Source organism: Tenacibaculum sp. TB-56, from assembly GCF_059716275.2.
Window position 1 is genome coordinate 2,477,397 of record NZ_CM201367.1, and the last position, 17,266, is coordinate 2,494,662.

General features: G+C 31.2%; 19 protein-coding genes. 14 read left to right on the forward strand and 5 right to left on the reverse strand.

Translation table 11 applies throughout. The features are described 5' to 3' along the window. Positions 1–48 precede the first annotated feature (48 nt). Together AC3VI6_RS11850 and bshA are read left to right on the forward strand one after the other, a co-directional pair. Entirely contained in the window at positions 49–894 is an 846-nt protein-coding gene (locus AC3VI6_RS11850; protein WP_497706344.1) for a transketolase, read from the forward strand. Positions 895–1,043: 149 nt separating this feature from the next. Then, positions 1,044–2,198 (forward strand): N-acetyl-alpha-D-glucosaminyl L-malate synthase BshA, encoded by a 1,155-nt coding sequence (gene bshA, locus AC3VI6_RS11855; RefSeq protein WP_435254883.1) that lies wholly within the window; start codon positions 1,044–1,046, stop codon positions 2,196–2,198. A 29-nt stretch (positions 2,199–2,227) separates the two neighbouring features. On the opposite strand, the gene AC3VI6_RS11860 is transcribed toward bshA, so the two are convergent. From AC3VI6_RS11860 to AC3VI6_RS11870, 3 genes are all read right to left on the reverse strand, one after another. Then, the gene (locus AC3VI6_RS11860; protein WP_497706345.1) at positions 2,228–2,680 is read right to left on the reverse strand and encodes a ferritin-like domain-containing protein; all 453 of its coding nucleotides are present in this window, start codon (positions 2,678–2,680) and stop codon (positions 2,228–2,230) included. A gap of 73 nt (positions 2,681–2,753) precedes the next feature. Further along, a complete protein-coding gene (locus tag AC3VI6_RS11865; protein ID WP_497706346.1) occupies positions 2,754–2,954 on the reverse strand; it encodes a hypothetical protein in 201 nt (66 codons plus the stop codon). Positions 2,955–2,978: 24 nt separating this feature from the next. Next, on the reverse strand, positions 2,979–3,452 hold the full coding sequence (locus tag AC3VI6_RS11870) for a hypothetical protein (protein WP_299001644.1): 474 nt from the start codon (positions 3,450–3,452) through the stop codon (positions 2,979–2,981). Positions 3,453–3,609: 157 nt separating this feature from the next. On the opposite strand from AC3VI6_RS11870, the gene AC3VI6_RS11875 reads away from it, so the two are divergent. Then, positions 3,610–4,650 carry a helix-turn-helix domain-containing protein gene (locus AC3VI6_RS11875; RefSeq protein WP_435254881.1) on the forward strand — a complete coding sequence of 347 codons (1,041 nt, stop codon included), beginning with the start codon at positions 3,610–3,612 and terminating at the stop codon, positions 4,648–4,650. 18 nt (positions 4,651–4,668) lie between these two features. Continuing rightward, the gene (locus AC3VI6_RS11880) at positions 4,669–5,466 is read left to right on the forward strand and encodes a patatin-like phospholipase family protein (RefSeq protein ID WP_497706347.1); all 798 of its coding nucleotides are present in this window, start codon (positions 4,669–4,671) and stop codon (positions 5,464–5,466) included. A gap of 40 nt (positions 5,467–5,506) precedes the next feature. Here the strand turns inward: AC3VI6_RS11880 and AC3VI6_RS11885 are convergent, their stop codons facing one another. Further along, a complete protein-coding gene (locus AC3VI6_RS11885; RefSeq protein WP_497706348.1) occupies positions 5,507–6,136 on the reverse strand; it encodes an SOS response-associated peptidase family protein in 630 nt (209 codons plus the stop codon). A 247-nt stretch (positions 6,137–6,383) separates the two neighbouring features. Between AC3VI6_RS11885 and AC3VI6_RS11890 the strand changes: the two genes are divergently transcribed. The 4 genes from AC3VI6_RS11890 to AC3VI6_RS11905 all read left to right on the forward strand — a co-directional run bounded on the left by AC3VI6_RS11890 (position 6,384) and on the right by AC3VI6_RS11905 (position 9,019). After that, a complete protein-coding gene (locus AC3VI6_RS11890) occupies positions 6,384–6,545 on the forward strand; it encodes a DUF1328 domain-containing protein (RefSeq protein WP_299010422.1) in 162 nt (53 codons plus the stop codon). A gap of 310 nt (positions 6,546–6,855) precedes the next feature. Beyond that, positions 6,856–7,404, forward strand: a complete 549-nt coding sequence (locus AC3VI6_RS11895) for a hypothetical protein (RefSeq protein ID WP_497706349.1) — start codon at positions 6,856–6,858, stop codon at positions 7,402–7,404. A 173-nt stretch (positions 7,405–7,577) separates the two neighbouring features. Continuing rightward, positions 7,578–8,078, forward strand: coding sequence for a Dps family protein (locus tag AC3VI6_RS11900; protein WP_497706350.1), 501 nt, complete (start codon positions 7,578–7,580; stop codon positions 8,076–8,078). 53 nt (positions 8,079–8,131) lie between these two features. Then, positions 8,132–9,019 carry a mechanosensitive ion channel family protein gene (locus AC3VI6_RS11905; RefSeq protein ID WP_497706351.1) on the forward strand — a complete coding sequence of 296 codons (888 nt, stop codon included), beginning with the start codon at positions 8,132–8,134 and terminating at the stop codon, positions 9,017–9,019. Positions 9,020–9,054: 35 nt separating this feature from the next. On the opposite strand, the gene aroB is transcribed toward AC3VI6_RS11905, so the two are convergent. Then, positions 9,055–10,113: a 3-dehydroquinate synthase gene (gene aroB, locus AC3VI6_RS11910; RefSeq protein ID WP_497706352.1), complete on the reverse strand. Its 1,059-nt coding sequence runs from the start codon at positions 10,111–10,113 to the stop codon at positions 9,055–9,057. A gap of 103 nt (positions 10,114–10,216) precedes the next feature. Here aroB and AC3VI6_RS11915 point away from each other — a divergent pair, with 103 nt between their 5' ends. The 6 genes from AC3VI6_RS11915 to hisC all read left to right on the forward strand — a co-directional run bounded on the left by AC3VI6_RS11915 (position 10,217) and on the right by hisC (position 17,262). Then, positions 10,217–11,380 carry a proline dehydrogenase family protein gene (locus AC3VI6_RS11915; RefSeq protein ID WP_497706353.1) on the forward strand — a complete coding sequence of 388 codons (1,164 nt, stop codon included), beginning with the start codon at positions 10,217–10,219 and terminating at the stop codon, positions 11,378–11,380. Then, positions 11,380–11,688 carry an LETM1 domain-containing protein gene (locus AC3VI6_RS11920; RefSeq protein ID WP_497706354.1) on the forward strand — a complete coding sequence of 103 codons (309 nt, stop codon included), beginning with the start codon at positions 11,380–11,382 and terminating at the stop codon, positions 11,686–11,688. The genes AC3VI6_RS11915 and AC3VI6_RS11920 overlap by 1 nt, the downstream gene beginning before the upstream one ends. 228 nt (positions 11,689–11,916) lie before the next feature. Beyond that, the gene (typA, locus tag AC3VI6_RS11925; RefSeq protein ID WP_274634993.1) at positions 11,917–13,686 is read left to right on the forward strand and encodes a translational GTPase TypA; all 1,770 of its coding nucleotides are present in this window, start codon (positions 11,917–11,919) and stop codon (positions 13,684–13,686) included. Between the two features lie 330 nt (positions 13,687–14,016). Continuing rightward, positions 14,017–14,874: an ATP phosphoribosyltransferase gene (gene hisG, locus AC3VI6_RS11930; RefSeq protein ID WP_497706355.1), complete on the forward strand. Its 858-nt coding sequence runs from the start codon at positions 14,017–14,019 to the stop codon at positions 14,872–14,874. A gap of 47 nt (positions 14,875–14,921) precedes the next feature. After that, entirely contained in the window at positions 14,922–16,211 is a 1,290-nt protein-coding gene (gene hisD / locus AC3VI6_RS11935; protein ID WP_497706356.1) for a histidinol dehydrogenase, read from the forward strand. Continuing rightward, positions 16,204–17,262, forward strand: a complete 1,059-nt coding sequence (hisC, locus tag AC3VI6_RS11940) for a histidinol-phosphate transaminase (protein ID WP_497706357.1) — start codon at positions 16,204–16,206, stop codon at positions 17,260–17,262. The genes hisD and hisC overlap by 8 nt, the downstream gene beginning before the upstream one ends. The last annotated feature ends 4 nt before the right edge of the window (positions 17,263–17,266 follow it).

Sequence of the window (17,266 nt, forward strand, 5' to 3'; positions counted from 1 at the left end):
TCATTTTTGCATAATCAGTTACATTTGTGGGCATAAAACAAAACAATAATGCCAACAACACAACAATTACAAGATTTTACACAACAAGTTCGTAGAGATATTGTACGAATGGTACATGCTGTAAATTCAGGACACCCAGGAGGTTCCTTAGGATGTGCAGAATTTTTCACTTGTTTGTATCAAGAAATTATGGATTATTCTACCGATTTTACCATGGACGGTACAAATGAAGATTTATTTTTCTTGTCAAACGGACATATTTCACCTGTATATTATAGTGTACTAGCTCATAGCGGATTTTTTCCTGTAGCTGAGTTGGCAACTTTTAGAAAGTTAGACTCTCGTTTACAAGGTCACCCAACTACGCACGAAGCCTTACCAGGTATTCGTATTGCCTCAGGATCGTTAGGACAAGGAATGAGTGTTGCTATCGGTGCTGCTGAAGCAAAAAAGTTAAATGGAGACGATAAAATTGTATATTCATTACATGGTGATGGAGAGTTACAAGAAGGTCAAATTTGGGAAGCTGCTATGTATGCTTCTGCCAAAAAGGTTGATAACTTAATTTCTACAGTTGATTTAAACGAAAAACAAATCGATGGTTCTACTGATGAAGTATTACCTATGGGAAGTTTAAAAGCTAAGTTTGAAGCTTTTGGATGGGATGTTGTAGAAATCAAAGAAGGAAATAATGTAGAAGCTATTTTAGTAGGAATGGCAGAAGCAAAATCTCGTACAGGAAACGGAAAGCCAGTTTGTGTATTATTACGTACTGAAATGGGTAATGGTGTAGATTTTATGATGCACACTCACGCATGGCATGGTAAAGCACCAAATGATGAACAATTAGCATCTGCTTTAGCTCAAAACCCTGAAACATTAGGAGATTATTAAATTACAGATAATTTATAGATTAAAAACGCCATTACAAACTACGTAATGGCGTTTTTATTTTATGAAATTCTTTACATATAAACGTAAGTAATACCGTAAATTTACGTCATTAACTATATTCTAAACTTAAAAATAATCAAACAGTAAACATGAAAATAGGAATTGTATGTTATCCAACCTTTGGTGGAAGTGGAGTTGTAGCAACTGAATTAGGAATGGCTCTTGCTGATAAAGGTCACGAAGTACATTTTATAACTTACAATCAACCTGTTCGATTAGATTTCTTTTCACATCGTTTACACTTTCATGAAGTTGTTTTAGAGGAATATCCACTATTTCAATACCAACCTTACGAATTGGCTTTGTCTAGTAAAATGGTAGAGGTAGTAGCAAAATATGAACTTGAAGTTTTACATGTACATTATGCTATTCCACATGCCTATGCAGCTTATATGGCAAAAAAAATGTTAGAAGATAAAGGTATTGATGTAAAGGTGGTAACAACGTTACATGGTACTGATATTACTTTGGTAGGAAGTCATCCAACGTATAAGACAGCGGTAGAATTTAGTATCAATAAATCAGATGAAGTTACAGCGGTTTCTAACAGTTTAAAAGAAGATACCCTTCGTTTATTTAATATTGAAAAAGATATTAAAGTTGTCTATAATTTTATTGATGGTGAAAAGTATGATAAAGCGCATGAAGGAGAGTGTAAAAGAGAAGCACTAGCGAAACCACATGAACGAATTTTAACACATATTAGTAATTTTCGTCCTGTAAAACGTACCGATGATGTAATTCGAATTTTTAATAAAGTTCAAAAAGAAATACCTTCAAAATTATTAATGGTTGGTGACGGACCAGAACGTTTAAAAGCTGAAAACTTAGCGAAAAAACTAAAAATAGAAGATAAAGTACTATTTATGGGAAATAGTACTGAAGTAGCTAAAATTTTATGTTATACCGATGTGTTTTTATTGCCTTCGGAAACAGAAAGCTTCGGATTGGCAGCTTTAGAAGCTATGGCGGCAAGCACGCCAGTAATTTCTACCAATACAGGCGGGTTATCAGAAGTAAATATTCAAGGAGAAACAGGTTTTTTAAGTGATTTGGGTAATATTGATGAAATGGCAAATAATGCTATTAGCATTTTAAAAGATGAAGCTGTTTTAAATCAATTTAAAGAAAATGCGAAAGAACATATTAAATCCTTTTCATTAGAAAATATTTTACCTGTGTATGAAGATATTTATAAAAGTTGCTCTAAAAAAGCGGTAGACATAAGAAAAGCAGGTGTTTAACCTGCTTTTTAAAAACTATCTACTATTTATTATTCTACTTCTTCTAGCTTTTTAACGAATATGGCATCATTTAAAATCATATCTCGTTGAGATTTGATTAAGTTTAAAGTAGATTCTGGTAAATGTAACTCCGAGTTAATAACTTCGTTATACTCTTCTAGAGCTGCTTTTTCTCCTCTTAAAGCTTCTTCTAGCATAGCTTCTTCGTCTTCATTAGAAAAGAAAGCTTTGGTGTCCATCCACATTCTGTGGGCTTTACCAGTAATACTTCCGCCTTTATCAGGTTTTTGGTTAAAAGATGTTATTTCTGCTTTAAGTTCTTTTCCAAAATCATTACGTTCATTAGCTCTTCGATTAAAAAAGTTTGTTAAAGATTCACTTTTAACATTATTTGCAGCTGTTTCATAACCTTTAACTGCATCATAATTCTTTTCTAAAAGGTTATTTAATTTTTCGGCAACTTCTTGTGTGTAACTATACATAATTTAAGATATTTTAATGTTAAGAGTATGTTCTTTTTTGATGCTTACTCATTTTGCATCAATACTATTCATTCTATTTTTTTGATGTAAAAAAAGATACTAGTAAAACAACTATACCTAAACCAAGTGTTATATAAGCATCTTTGTTGTTTTGTTCTGTAAATTCTGCGATTCCTATATCAACAGATGCCTCTGGAGATACAATTTTAAATACTCCATATAGTGTTAATACTACACCTATTACTATTAGAATTAATTTTATAGTCTTGTTCATTTTTTTGGTTTTTATTAATTATTATTAAAATTGGTATCTAATACCTAATGCGATATCTAAATCTAAATCATCACTATAATCATTGGTTAAACCTAACTCAGGTCTAACATCAAGTGAGATTACCCAAGGGGCATCAAAATTATATTCAATACCAACATCACCAGCAACTAAAGCAAAAATCCCATCGTTATTAGGTGTTTCATACGATCCAACACCTGCACCCGCACCAATAAACCAATTAAATCTCCCGTCTAATTTATTTACCCATTGGTATAAACCAACTAATTTAAATGCATCTACATTGTTAGAGTTTCTAAATCCTAAATCAAATTCTAATCGATTATTTTCTTTTAAATAATGTTGATATGAGATTTCACCTCCAAATCCGTCATTATCACCTAATCTAACACCTAACGCATTTTTAGATATCTGTTGAGCTGATGCTCCAATTGTAAAGAATAATAATGCTCCTGCTATTGCTGTCTTTAATAATTTCATTTTTATGTGTTTTAATATTATAACACAAAATTATATGAAGATAAGAGTTTGCATTTGCTCATATCTTTTTAATCTTTGCTCATTTACAACAAAACGTTTATTTTTTTTATTTAATTATTAAACAAAAAGTATTAATTTTATAGCATACAGCTATAGCATGACTACAATTAATATTACTGCTAAAGATACCAAGGGTACCGTTGAGCAAATTCGAGAAGTAATAGGTGGTACTATTACCGAACGATGGGGTGAGTACATTTTAAATGTTGATAGTGAATTTGCCAAAGGAACTATTACTTTTTTAACTTTTAGTTGGGGTGGAAGCTCACTTCAATACGACATTACTTTTTTAGACGATGTAACACTTGTAAAAGACGCTTCAGAATTTAACCCAATTCTTTTTAATTATACAGTAGAAGGACACAGTTATCACAGGTTTGAACTAGAAAACAAAAAGAGAAAGCTAGATCAATACCAATCTGTTATTATTACTAGTAAAGATGGTGGATATAATTATATGTATTTACAAAAAAATATAAAGCTTAAAATCCATCAGATACAAATAAATAGGGTAAAGTTTTTAAAGAAGCGTTTAAACGATGCTTCTTTATTGAATAAGAGACTTTATGAAGTTTTTCACGATCAACAGCATGAAAATGTTTTTGCTTATTTTGGAACCTATAATTTAAAATTAGCAAATCTAGTAAAGCAATATAATAAGATTAAACAAAAGGGAATGATTCGTATTTTGATAAAAGAAGGTATTGTATACCAAATTTTATCAGAGCACATGTTGCAACACAATAAAGATGTTAAAAGAAAAAGAAAACCAGAAACTACTTTAACAAAAAAAGAAATTAGTTTGATTAGAAAAACAGGTCAAAAAATTCTTAATAATGTTGCAGAAGAATATAATGTAGAAGAATTAGCTAATGAAATTGGACTAACGCAGGCTAAATTGCAAGAAGGTTTTAAATTGTTGTTTTCTAGAACTGTGATAGAATATATTAGACACGTACGCTTAGAGAAAGCTCGAGATTTAATGAACTCAACAGATTATAACATCTCACAAATTGTATATTCGATAGGATTTTCAAGCAGAAGTTATTTTTCTAAAATATTTAAACGTAAATACGGAATTAGCCCCAGTGAATTTTTAAAAAATAAGCAAGAAATTAGTGCAGTTAAAATAGCTTAACAAAGAAGAAAACAAAAAATGATAAAAGAAAAGTATGGGTGTTCTATTGAAAAATTAAAAGATTTAGACCCTAAAACCCCTATAAATTTGGTATTAAGTGGAGGTGCAGAAAAAGGAGTAGCTCACGTAGCATTACTAGAAAAGTTAGAAGAGTTACATATTAAAATCAACGCTATATCTGCCTGCAGTTCTGGTTCGTTAGTAGGATCTATGTATGCATCGGGTATGAAACCTCAAGAAATATTAAATTTTTTCAGGACTACTGAAATTTTTCAATATTCGTGGATTACAATTGCTAAACCCGGAATCTTCAATTCGTATAATTATGCTAGGCTAATTCAAGATAAAATAAAGTCAACTTTTGAAGAATTAGAAATTCCTTTAACAGTATCGACCACCAATTTGAATAAATGTGCTACACAATATTTTTATAAAGGAGAACTGTTAAAACCTGTTTTGGCTTCATGTGCAGTACCCGGACTGTTCAATCCTATAAAAATAGATGACATGTTATATTCTGATGGAGGTATTATTGATAATTTTCCTACTACACCTTTTGAAAACTCAGAGTACCCAGTTATTGGAAGCTATGTAGTTTTTCCTTCAGCAAAAGAAAATAAAGAGTTAAACACAACAATTAAAGTATTGGCACATACCTCTAAATTGTTGATGTTATCATCTGAAGAATACAAGTTTTTTAGCACCTATGCAACTATTTGTTATCCATTAGGAGAGTTTAGCGGATTCAATATTAAAGAGGTAGACGCTATTTACGAAACAGCTAAAAAATATATCGAAGATAAATTTGCAAAATAAGTAAGAACTAGCTCTATAAGATAGTTAGTTCTCTTTGTTTTCAAGTTATTATCTTCTGAATATTGTATTTAGTGTCGTACGGATTGTTAATTAAATACTCTACATCACTCATATCGGTAGAACGATCTAACCACATCTTTTTAAAGGTTCTTGGTATTTGAAGTGGCATTATTTCATACAGATTATTAAATGAATTTAATTCTTCTGTTGTATTTGTATTGATTACTGAGCAAGTAACAAAACCGTCTTCGGTGGTATTATAAACCCCAGCTAAATAAAAAGGCTCTCGTTTATCTTTTTCTACTAAATAATTTTCAATACTGCCATCAATTACTTTATGGGCGTAAAACCCCGTAACAATTAACAAACATCGTCTAAAAAGCAATGCTTCTTTAAATAAAACACTCTTCTTAATCTCTTCCCTTCTAACGTGTAACGTACGCTTTATTTGCTGAAACTTATTCCAATTATCAGCGTAATTCTGAGGTAGCATTCCCCATATTCCTTGGGTGATTTCTAATGGATTATCCATAGTGATTATGTTTACTGTCTGCTCTTTCAATCCATTAATCTTACGCCTCGGTTTATGTAAATGCGGATACTTAAAATTAAGTTTAGTAAAATCTTTAATTCTTTCTTTACTTGCTATGTTAGATAGCTTATAACTCATCGTATACTTATTTATTTACATTCATAAAAATCATTACAAGTAGTTGGTAACTACTCAATTAATCCACTACAAATTTACATGAAGAACACAGGTAAAGTTTGTTCAAAAGAAATAAACTTTAGCTCATTTCCTTGTTTTCAAATGAGTTAACATTCTTATCAAATGAGTAAAAGAAGACTCTTAATCGGTTATAATTTTGTGGTGTACAAAAGATGTACTTCAAATTATTAACCTAAAAACTAAAATTATGTTACGTTGGACAATCACATTTATTATTATCGCAATTATTGCTGGAATCTTAGGTTTTGGTGGAATTGCAGGAGCAGCTACAGGATTTGCTAAAATCGCATTCTTTATTTTCTTAATACTATTTGTAATATCATTACTTACAGGTAAAAAAAGAGTATAATCAAACCTTAACAGCTAAGCAAACTCAAAATTATGTAAGCACGAATTTTATTTACATATTTTAAATGTACCTCATATATGTTTGCATAAAATTGATTTAAAACACGAAAAATACCCTCTATATTATGAAATGAACAAAAAACAAAATTAAATGAGCTAAATAACTTAATACATCTCAGCTAATTTTGTACAAGACAAATAACCTAAGTTCAAAGTCATAAAAAAGAATAGAGATTTAAAATATATCAGATGTTAAAAAGTAGACATCTTAAAAACAAGCTACTTATAATTTTAATTTAAACATAGTAAAAATGAAAAATTTAATAGTAGGTTTATTGTTTATCGCAGGTATTATGACGGTAAACGCACAAACAGAAGTAATCAAAACCACAGAGGTTAAAAAAGCTAAAAAAGTTAACGAAAAAGGTGAAACTTACGATACCAAAGTAAAAGTTGTAACCACAAAAGAGAAAAAAGTAAAGTTTGACCCTAAACAAAAACACCAGTTGAATCAAGATGTAATCGAAACACCTGTTGCAGTTGAAAAAACAATTATGGTTGATAACGATAAAGATCCATTTTACGATTCAAAAACTAAAGTAAATTACTTTAAATATAAAGGTGAACAATATGGTTTTTTAATTGATCAAAAAGATTTATTAATTACCCGCAAAGTTAATAACGAAGACGTTACTTCAGCCAGAGCTTATAGATCGATTAATAACGATTTTTATGTAGTACAAGGTGATGAGTTTAACGGAGTAGGATACTTTAATAAATACGGTGATTTTATTATTGAGTATAGAAATAAAGAAACTAACAAGCTTGAATATGCAATTTTCGAAACAGTTAAAATGTAATATTTAAGAAATCGATAAACAAAAAGAGGTGAATTAATTCATCTCTTTTTTTATACAATTCTTTTTAATTTTTTGAAATGAGCAAACATCAAAATTGATAGAGCAAAACAACACTGTATTTATAAATTAATTTTGTAATAAACTTATTATTAACCTAAAAAACATATAAAATAATGAATTATTTAAATATGCAGAACGAAAACATATTACCTGTAGCAAAAGAGTTAAATCAATTGTTAGCAGATTACCATGTATATTATCAAAAACTAAGAAACTTTCACTGGAATATTGTCGGGAAAAATTTCTTTGAGTTACATGAAAAATTTGAAGAAATGTACGTTGACGCAAGAAGTAAGATTGATGAAATTGCAGAACGTATTTTAACCTTACAATATCACCCAATAAGTAGATACAGCAGGTATTTAAAAATAGCTACAATATCAGAAGAAAGTCCTTTTCAAACAGATTCTGACATGGTATATATTTTATTAGATGATCATAAAACATTATTAACTCAAATGTCTACCGTAATTAAAAAAGCAGAAGAAGCTGGTGATGAAGGTACAATCGATTTAATAGGTGGTTATATCGCTTCTTTAGAAAAAACTAGCTGGATGTTAAGCGCATGGACAAAAAGCACCGTAGAACAGTTAAAAGAAGACTTGGTAATGTAATTTATGTAAATCTAATTTCTAGCAACACTAAGTAATAACATTAAAAACAATAAATGAACTTTAATAACACTATAAATAAAATCAAAACAGCAACTGAAGAGTATTGGAATGAGTTTGTGTCTCAAATACCCGGTATTATAATCGCAATAATTATAATTGCTTTAGGTATTTTGTTAGCAAATTTTATTTCATCGCTTTTTAGAAAAACGATATCTAAAAAAACTCATGATCCTTTAATGACAAATTTTTTAAGTAAAACTATTAAAATAGGGTTAATTACTCTGGTTTTAATGTTGGGGTTAAAAATAGCAGGATTAGGTAGTATAGCAACCGGTTTATTAACAGCAGCAGGTGCATCAGCTGTTATTTTAGGTTTTGCTTTTAAAGATGTTGGAGAAAATTTTATTTCAGGTGTTATTTTATCTTTTAACAGACCTTTCAATGTAAATGATACAGTTAAAATCGGAGATATTTTTGGAAAAGTAAAGATGATGGAGTTTCGATTTAGTAAACTAAAAACCTTCGATGGAAGAGATGTATATATTCCGAATAGTGACATTGTAAAAAAACCAGTTTATAACTATACTGAAGACGGATTTTATCGTTCAGATTTTGTTGTTGGTATTGATTATGATGACGATATTGATACTGCAAAAAAAGTAATTATTGATGCAGTAATTAGCACAAAAGGAGTAATAAATACCGATGAACATCAATGTTTTGTTACGGTTGATAGTTTAGGTGTTAGTACCGTTAATCTAAAGATAATTTTTTGGACAAAAACTAAAGAATACAAACGTGGTACTTTAGAAATAAAAAGTGATGTTATTAAAAGTGTAAAAAACGTAATTATTAAAAACGGATTAAATATGCCAGCCGATATTACTGAGATCAAGTTATACGGTTCTCAAGATAGTATTCCGATTACCGTTACCAAATAAAATAAAAAAAGAGCAACTTTAAAGTTGCTCTTTTTTTATGCGTTATAAAATGCTAAACTTTCATTAATTAATTCTTCGGAAGCTTTGCAGTTGATTTTAAAATCTTCATAGTCATTTAATAAAACAAAGTTTATTTCACCAGCCACATTCTTTTTATCATGCTTCATCAACTCAATAATAGACTGAAAATCGTCTTTATCGATCGTTACTTTTCCGTAAATCTTAATAATGGCTTCTTTTATTTCTGATACTTTTTCCTTTGAAAAACCTAAAATTTCAGAGGACAGATAAGCCTCACAAACCATTCCAATGGCAATAGCTTCACCATGTGTTAGAGCTTCCTTTTTCGGGTTCTCTAAAAAATAAGACTCTACACCATGCCCAATAGTATGTCCCCAGTTTAAAACCTTACGAACACCTTGTTCTTTAGGGTCTTCTATAACAACTTCATTTTTTATTTCAATTGAACGATGGATTAAATCCACAATATTTACCTGGTCGTTATCTTTGATTTCATTGAATAATTGAATGTCATGTGTCATTCCATACTTAATAATTTCAGCAGTACCTGAACGAATTTCACGTGCAGAAACGGTATGTAAGTACTCAGCATCAATCACAATCATCTTTGGGTTTGCAAAAACACCAATCTGGTTTTTTAAAACACCTAAGTCAACACCTGTTTTTCCCCCAACAGAAGCATCTACCATGCTCAATAAAGTGGTAGGGATGTTCACAAAATCAATCCCTCTTTTAAACGTTGAAGCAACAAAACCACCTAAATCTGTAATAACACCGCCTCCTAAAGTAATAAGTAAACTTTTTCTATCGGCGCCCAATTCAGTCATTACGTTCCAAACCCCCATACAAGTTTCGATGTTTTTATGAATTTCACCAGCATCAATTTGAATGACTTCAATAGGCTTATCCGTAGCAAATAATTGCATAAATCGAGGATAACAGTGTTCTAAAGTATTATCATCAACTAAAATTAATACTGATGAGTAATTTTTTTCAGAAACTAAAGAAGTTAATTCGTTATAAGCTTTTTCATCAAAATGAATAGGATATGTTGCTGCGTTAATTGTAGTCATTGTTATTAAAAATATACAGCGAAATTAAACAGAAAAAATTAAAATATATCACTCTACTAATTTATATTTGTCTTTAAATATAAGACATTAATATACCTCGACAATGAGACTTTTTGACAACACCGAAACTGCTTTTAAATTAAAATCTGATTCAGAGCTAGAGCGTGCCTTTTTTTTATTTAAAATGATTCAAAGCCAACCAATGGTTCGTATTGGTACTGCGGTAACTAATTTTGCTTTGAAAGCTCATTTACCAGTTGAAGGTTTAATCCGCTCAACAGTTTTCGACCATTTTTGTGGAGGAGTAACAGAAGATGACTGTTTACCTAACATCGAAAAGATGTATGAAAAAGGAAACGTTCATAGTATTTTAGATTATTCTGTTGAAGGAAAAGAAGATGAAGCACAGTTTGATGATGCTTTAAAAATGACCTTAAAAACAATAAATTTTGCTGAAGAAAAAGCAGCTATTCCTTACGCTGTTTTTAAACCTACAGGTTTTGGTCGTTTTGCTTTGTATCAAAAATTAACTGAAGGAAAAGAATTAACTTCTGAAGAAAAAGTAGAGTGGAATAGAGTAGTAGAGCGTTTTCATACAGTATGTAAAGCTGCGGTTGCTAAAGATGTACCACTATTAATAGATGCAGAAGAAAGTTGGATGCAAGGTGCAGCAGATGATTTGATTGAAGAATTGATGGAAATTTATAACAAAGAAAAAGCCATCGTTTTTAACACGTTACAAATGTATCGTCATGATCGTATGGATTATTTGAGAGACTTACATCAAAGAGCCCACCAAAAAGGATACCATATTGGTATGAAAGTAGTACGCGGCGCATACATGGAGAAAGAGCGTGAGAGAGCTAATGAAAAAGGATATGAATCTCCAATTTGTGTAGATAAACAAGCTACTGATGATAATTATAACGAAGCAGTTCGTTATATGATGGATCATAAAAATATGGCAATTTTTGCTGGAACTCACAACGAAGAAAGCTCTTATTTGTTAATGGATTTAGCAAAAGAACACAACATAGCAGCTGATGATAAGCGTATGTGGTTTGGTCAATTATATGGTATGAGCGATCATATTAGCTTTAACTTAGCTAAAGAAGGATATAATGTAGCAAAATATGTTCCTTTCGGACCTGTTCGTGATGTGATGCCTTACTTAATTCGTAGAGCAGAAGAAAATACTTCTGTAGCAGGACAAACTTCAAGAGAGTTAAACTTACTTAAAACTGAAAAAGCCCGTCGTAAGCTGTAATGAATACAGTTGATGAAATAAAAGAGGCTATCTATAAAAATAAGAAAAGATTAGCTAAAGAGCTTCAAGAAAGCAAAGAGCTAGTCTTTCTTATTAGAAAATCATTAACTACATCGTTAACCAATGAAGAAAAGGCAAAAGTAAAGCAACAAACACTCGATATTTGTAAAGCAATACCTGCTTTTACTGTGTTTATGCTTCCTGGTGGAGCCATACTTTTGCCTTTACTAATCAAATTAATACCCGACATACTTCCTAGTGCTTTTAGAGCAGATGATGAAGAATTAGAAGATACAAAACCAGAATAATGTATCTCTAAATAACTAAAAATCGAGTATTTACTTCACTTTTTCCATAGAAAAAAGGCAATCAATTAAAACTACAACATCCCTTAAAAAGCAAAGAGAAAGTATATAAAGATGTTATAAAAAAGTACTATTTCTAAAGCTTTAAATTGAATATTACGAATTCAGTAATAAAAAATCGTGAATCGTAAACAATAAAATACTACTTTTGCAGCTTCAAAATAAGCACGAATGCAATCAATAAGAAACATTGCTATTATAGCACACGTTGACCACGGTAAGACAACCTTGGTTGATAAAATTATAGATCAAGCTAAAATTTTAGACGAGCGTAAAGAGCGTACAGATTTATTGCTAGATAACAACGACTTAGAGCGTGAAAGAGGAATTACCATTTTATCTAAAAACGTATCAGTAAATTACAAAGGTGTAAAAATCAACGTAATTGATACTCCGGGTCACGCCGACTTTGGTGGAGAGGTAGAACGTGTATTAAAAATGGCTGATGGTGTTTTATTATTGGTTGATGCTTTTGAAGGGCCGATGCCTCAAACACGTTTCGTATTAGGAAAAGCTATCGAATTAGGATTAACACCTATCGTAGTAGTAAACAAGGTTGATAAAGAAAACTGTACTCCAGATTTAGTACACGAAAAAGTATTCGACTTAATGTTTGCTTTAGAGGCTACGGAAGAGCAGTTAGATTTTACAACTATTTACGGTTCTGCAAAGAATGGATGGATGAGTACAGATTGGCAAGATCCTAAAGAAGATTTAGTTGATTTATTAGATGCTGTAATCGAGACAATTCCTGAAGCTCCATACCGTGAGGGATCACCTCAAATGCAAATCACGTCTCTAGATTATTCTTCATTCAAAGGAAGAATTGCGATTGGTCGTGTTTTCCGTGGAGATTTAGAAAAGAACAAAGATTACATGCTTTGTAAAGCAGACGGAACTACTAAAAAAGTTCGTATCAAAGAATTACACGTTTTTGAAGGAATGGGTAAAGTTGAAACGGATAAAGTTCGTAGTGGAGATATTTGTGCTGTTACCGGAATTGATGATTTTGAAATTGGAGATACGATTGCAGATTTAGAGAATCCAGAAGCATTACCAAGAATTGAAGTTGATAAACCAACGATGAGTATGTTATTTACCATTAACAACTCTCCATTCTATGGTAAAGAAGGAAAATATGTAACTTCTCGTCACTTACGTGACCGTTTATATAAAGAAACTGAGAAAAACTTAGCTTTACGTATCGAGGATACTGATACAGAGGATAAATTCAACGTTTTCGGACGTGGAATTCTACATTTATCTGTATTAATCGAAACTATGCGTCGTGAAGGATATGAATTACAAGTTGGTCGTCCACAAGTAATTTTAAAAGAAATTGACGGAGTTAAATGTGAGCCATATGAAACTTTAGTAATTGATGTACCTGAAGATTTAGCTAGTAAAGCTATTAACTTAGTAACAATGCGTAAAGGTGATTTATTAGTAATGGAACCTAAAGGAGACTTACAACACTTAGAGTTTGATATTCCTTCTCGTGGTTTAATTGGTTTACGTAATAAATTATTAACAGCTACACAAGGTGAAGCAATCATTAACCACCGTTTAAGAGGATACGATGCTTACAAAGGAGAGTTTTCTGATTTAGTAAACGGAGCAATTATTTCTTCGGAATCTGGTAAAGCGACTGCTTATGCTATCGACCGTTTACAAGATAGAGGACGTTTCTTCATCGATCCTAACCAAGAAATCTATAAAGGTCAGGTAGTTGGTGAAAACGCAAAGCAAGATGATTTAGCGGTAAATTTAATCAAAGGAAAGAAGTTAACAAACGTACGTGCATCAGGTTCTGATGACGGAGTTAAAATCGCTCCTAAAGTAGACATGTCTTTAGAAGAATGTATGGAATATATTAAAGATGATGAATACTTAGAAGTAACTCCTGAAAGCTTACGTATGCGTAAAATAGATTTCAGATAATAGAATAATTGTTTTGCTAAACTCGATTTAGCATGACAGAACAATACTAAAACCACTTGATATTCAGGTGGTTTTGTTTTTTTTTATAAAAAAACTTGCACAATTAAATTTTTATTTCAAATCTTTGTAGCAACAATACAAAAGACATGAGTTTTATTCAATTACATCATCATCATTTTCATACTTGCACTCAGGCGAGCTGAAAATGTATTGAATAAAGTCAAGATATATTTTAAACCCGTTTGAGTAAATCAAACGGGTTTTTTATTTTCAACAAGGCGCCACGAAAATACTTCTCAAAAGATTTACTCAAACCTATTCAAAATTAAAATGAGTAAATTAAAAATAGCCATACAAAAATCAGGAAGACTTAACGAAGATTCCTTACAAATACTGAAAGACTGCGGTATTTCTATAGATAATGGAAAAGACCAATTAAAAGCTTCTGCAAACAATTTTCCTTTGGAAATCTTTTATTTAAGAAACGGAGATATTCCTCAATATTTAAAAGATGGAGTTGTAGATGCTGCCATTATCGGAGAAAATTTATTGATTGAAAAAGGAAATGGAATTCAATTTATTGAAAAGCTAGGTTTTTCAAAATGTAAAGTTTCTTTAGCTATACCTAAGGGAGAAAACTACAACGGGATTAGTTATTTTCAGAATAAAAAAATAGCGACTTCATATCCGAATACAGTTCAAAATTTTCTAGATAAAAATAATATTCAAGCACAATTACACATTATTAATGGATCTGTTGAAATAGCTCCAAATATAGGGTTAGCCGATGGTATTTGTGATATCGTTTCAAGTGGATCAACACTCTTCAAAAACAATTTAAAAGAAGTAGCAATTTTATTGACTTCGGAAGCTGTTCTAGCTGTTTCTCCTCAACTAGGAAAAGAACAACAAGATATTCTAAACAAATTGCAGTTCAGAATTCAATCAGTTTTAAAAGGGAGACAATCAAGATACGTCTTATTAAACGCCCCGAATGACAAGTTAGAAACAATTATCAAAATCTTACCAGGAATGCGTAGTCCAACGGTATTGCCATTAGCTGAAAAAGGTTGGAGTTCGGTACATTCGGTACTGAATAAAAATGAGTTTTGGGAAATCATAGATGAGTTAAAAAATAATGGAGCAGAAGGTATTTTGGTTTGTCCTATAGAAAAAATGGTTGTTTAATCGCAGGGCGATAGCCAAGGATAGTTAAAAACAATAAAACTAAACAGATGAAAATTATAAATAATCCAGCAAAACAAACTTGGGAGTCATTGTGTAAAAGAGCAACAATCAATGAAAATAGTTTGAAAGAAACAGTACAAACCATCTTAAACGATGTGAAAAATAATAAAGACAAAGCATTAACAAAATATGCTCAGTTGTTGGACAATGTTTCTTTAAACTCTTTTAAGGTTACTCAGGAAGAAATAGAGAAAGCTGAAAATTTGGTTTCCGAAGAGTTACAGCAAGCCATTCAATTAGCTAAAAGTAATATTGAAACATTTCACAATTCACAAAAAGAAGTTCCTAAAAAAGTAGTTACAACAAACGGAGTTACTTGTTGGAGAAAAAATGTAGCTATTGAAAAGGTAGGATTGTATATTCCAGGAGGTTCAGCTCCTTTGTTTTCAACAATTTTAATGTTAGGAGTTCCTGCAAAAATTGCAGGATGTAAAGAAATTATTTTATGTACACCGCCTAATAAAGAAGGAACTATCAATCCTGCAATTTTATATACGGCTTCTTTAGTAGGTATCACACAAATTTTTAAGGTAGGAGGTGCTCAGGCTATAGGTGCCATGGCATATGGAACTGAAACAATCCCTAATGTGTATAAAATTTTAGGCCCAGGAAATCAATTTGTTACGAAAGCAAAAGAATTTGTACAACAACAAGGTGTAGCTATTGATATGCCTGCAGGTCCAAGTGAAGTACTGGTTATAGCTGATCAAACAAGTAATCCGGTTTTTGTAGCTGCCGATTTATTATCGCAAGCGGAACACGGGTCTGATAGTCAGGCTATTTTAGTGACTACTTCAAACGATGTAGCTCAAAATGTTATAACAGAACTAAACGAACAAATAGAAGAGTTACCTAGAAAAGAATTAGCTAAAAAAGCTATAGAAAACAGTTTCACAGTTATTTTAAATTCTTCTGAAGAATGTATCCAATTTAGCAATGAATATGCTCCAGAGCACTTAATTATTGCTTCTGAGAAAGCTTCTGAATATATCGGAGGAATTGTAAATGCAGGTTCAGTATTTTTAGGGAACTACAGCTGTGAAAGTGCTGGTGATTACGCTAGTGGTACCAATCACACCTTGCCAACCAATGGCTACGCAAAAAATTATAGCGGAGTTTCGTTAGACAGTTTTGTGAAAAAAATCACTTTTCAAGAAGTGACTAAAGAAGGTATTAGCACCATTGGAAAATCAATAGAATTAATGGCTGAAGCTGAAGGTTTGCAAGCACACAAAAATGCCATTACTGTTAGATTAAAAGAAATTAGAGATGTTTAGTTTAGAAAAAATAGTACGTCCTAACATTCAGGAGTTAAAGGGGTATTCTTCTGCTAGGAGTGAATTTAAAGGAGAAGCAGAAGTGTATTTAGACGCTAATGAAAATCCGTTTGGAACTTCAAATCGTTATCCAGATCCACAACAAATAGCTATCAAAGAGCGATTATCAGCAATTAAGGGTGTTGATAAAAATCAAATTTTTATAGGAAACGGAAGCGATGAAGTTATCGATGTAGCCTTTCGTATTTTTTGTGAACCTGGTAAAGATAAAGCGTTAACTTTTGTTCCTTCTTATGGAATGTATAGTGTTTCTGCTGCTATTAATGATATTGAATTGATAGAATTGCCCTTAGCACCCGATTTTCAAATAAACGTAGAAGAACTGAATCCATACTTGAAAGATGAAACGCTGAAACTCATTTTTATCTGTTCACCTAACAATCCAACAGGTAATTGTTTTGAAGATAAAACTATACAGAACATTCTTAGAGAATTTAAAGGAATTGTAATTATTGATGAAGCCTATATTGATTTCAGTAGGGAGGAATCTTATATATCATTGCTTAATGATTATCCTAATTTAATCATTAGTCAAACATTTAGTAAAGCTTGGGGCTTAGCAGGAGTTAGAGTAGGAGTAGCCTATGCAAATTCGGCAATTATAGAAGTATATAATAAGGTAAAACCTCCTTATAATATCAGCACTTTAAATCAAGAAGCTGTACTTAAGAAACTAGACAACTTGGCACAATTTGAAATTGAGAAAAACATCATTTTAAATGAAAAAGAAAAGTTAGAAAAACAACTGCAAGAAATTGAACTCATAAAAAAAGTATACCCATCTGAAGCAAACTTTCTTTTGATTGAAGTATCAAATGCTAATGAAGTGTATAATCAACTTGTAAACCAGAAGATTATCACAAGAAATAGAAGTAACTTAGTAAACAATTGTTTACGAATTACTATAGGTAGTGAAATAGAGAATAAAAGATTGTTAAGGGCTTTACAATTTATAGATGTTCCATTGAGTAATGTTGAGAGTTCTTTTTAAAATT

Excerpts from the sequence above, each read along its gene's own strand:
- AC3VI6_RS11850 (WP_497706344.1), top strand. The coding sequence starts at position 49 with ATGCCAACAACACAACAATTACAAGATTTTACACAACAAGTTCGTAGA.
- bshA (WP_435254883.1), top strand. The coding sequence starts at position 1,044 with ATGAAAATAGGAATTGTATGTTATCCAACCTTTGGTGGAAGTGGAGTT.
- AC3VI6_RS11860 (WP_497706345.1), bottom strand. The coding sequence starts at position 2,680 with ATGTATAGTTACACACAAGAAGTTGCCGAAAAATTAAATAACCTTTTA.
- AC3VI6_RS11865 (WP_497706346.1), bottom strand. The coding sequence starts at position 2,954 with ATGAACAAGACTATAAAATTAATTCTAATAGTAATAGGTGTAGTATTA.
- AC3VI6_RS11870 (WP_299001644.1), bottom strand. The coding sequence starts at position 3,452 with ATGAAATTATTAAAGACAGCAATAGCAGGAGCATTATTATTCTTTACA.
- AC3VI6_RS11875 (WP_435254881.1), top strand. The coding sequence starts at position 3,610 with ATGACTACAATTAATATTACTGCTAAAGATACCAAGGGTACCGTTGAG.
- AC3VI6_RS11880 (WP_497706347.1), top strand. The coding sequence starts at position 4,669 with ATGATAAAAGAAAAGTATGGGTGTTCTATTGAAAAATTAAAAGATTTA.
- AC3VI6_RS11885 (WP_497706348.1), bottom strand. The coding sequence starts at position 6,136 with ATGAGTTATAAGCTATCTAACATAGCAAGTAAAGAAAGAATTAAAGAT.
- AC3VI6_RS11890 (WP_299010422.1), top strand. The coding sequence starts at position 6,384 with ATGTTACGTTGGACAATCACATTTATTATTATCGCAATTATTGCTGGA.
- AC3VI6_RS11895 (WP_497706349.1), top strand. The coding sequence starts at position 6,856 with ATGAAAAATTTAATAGTAGGTTTATTGTTTATCGCAGGTATTATGACG.
- AC3VI6_RS11900 (WP_497706350.1), top strand. The coding sequence starts at position 7,578 with ATGAATTATTTAAATATGCAGAACGAAAACATATTACCTGTAGCAAAA.
- AC3VI6_RS11905 (WP_497706351.1), top strand. The coding sequence starts at position 8,132 with ATGAACTTTAATAACACTATAAATAAAATCAAAACAGCAACTGAAGAG.
- aroB (WP_497706352.1), bottom strand. The coding sequence starts at position 10,113 with ATGACTACAATTAACGCAGCAACATATCCTATTCATTTTGATGAAAAA.
- AC3VI6_RS11915 (WP_497706353.1), top strand. The coding sequence starts at position 10,217 with ATGAGACTTTTTGACAACACCGAAACTGCTTTTAAATTAAAATCTGAT.
- AC3VI6_RS11920 (WP_497706354.1), top strand. The coding sequence starts at position 11,380 with ATGAATACAGTTGATGAAATAAAAGAGGCTATCTATAAAAATAAGAAA.
- typA (WP_274634993.1), top strand. The coding sequence starts at position 11,917 with ATGCAATCAATAAGAAACATTGCTATTATAGCACACGTTGACCACGGT.
- hisG (WP_497706355.1), top strand. The coding sequence starts at position 14,017 with ATGAGTAAATTAAAAATAGCCATACAAAAATCAGGAAGACTTAACGAA.
- hisD (WP_497706356.1), top strand. The coding sequence starts at position 14,922 with ATGAAAATTATAAATAATCCAGCAAAACAAACTTGGGAGTCATTGTGT.
- hisC (WP_497706357.1), top strand. The coding sequence starts at position 16,204 with ATGTTTAGTTTAGAAAAAATAGTACGTCCTAACATTCAGGAGTTAAAG.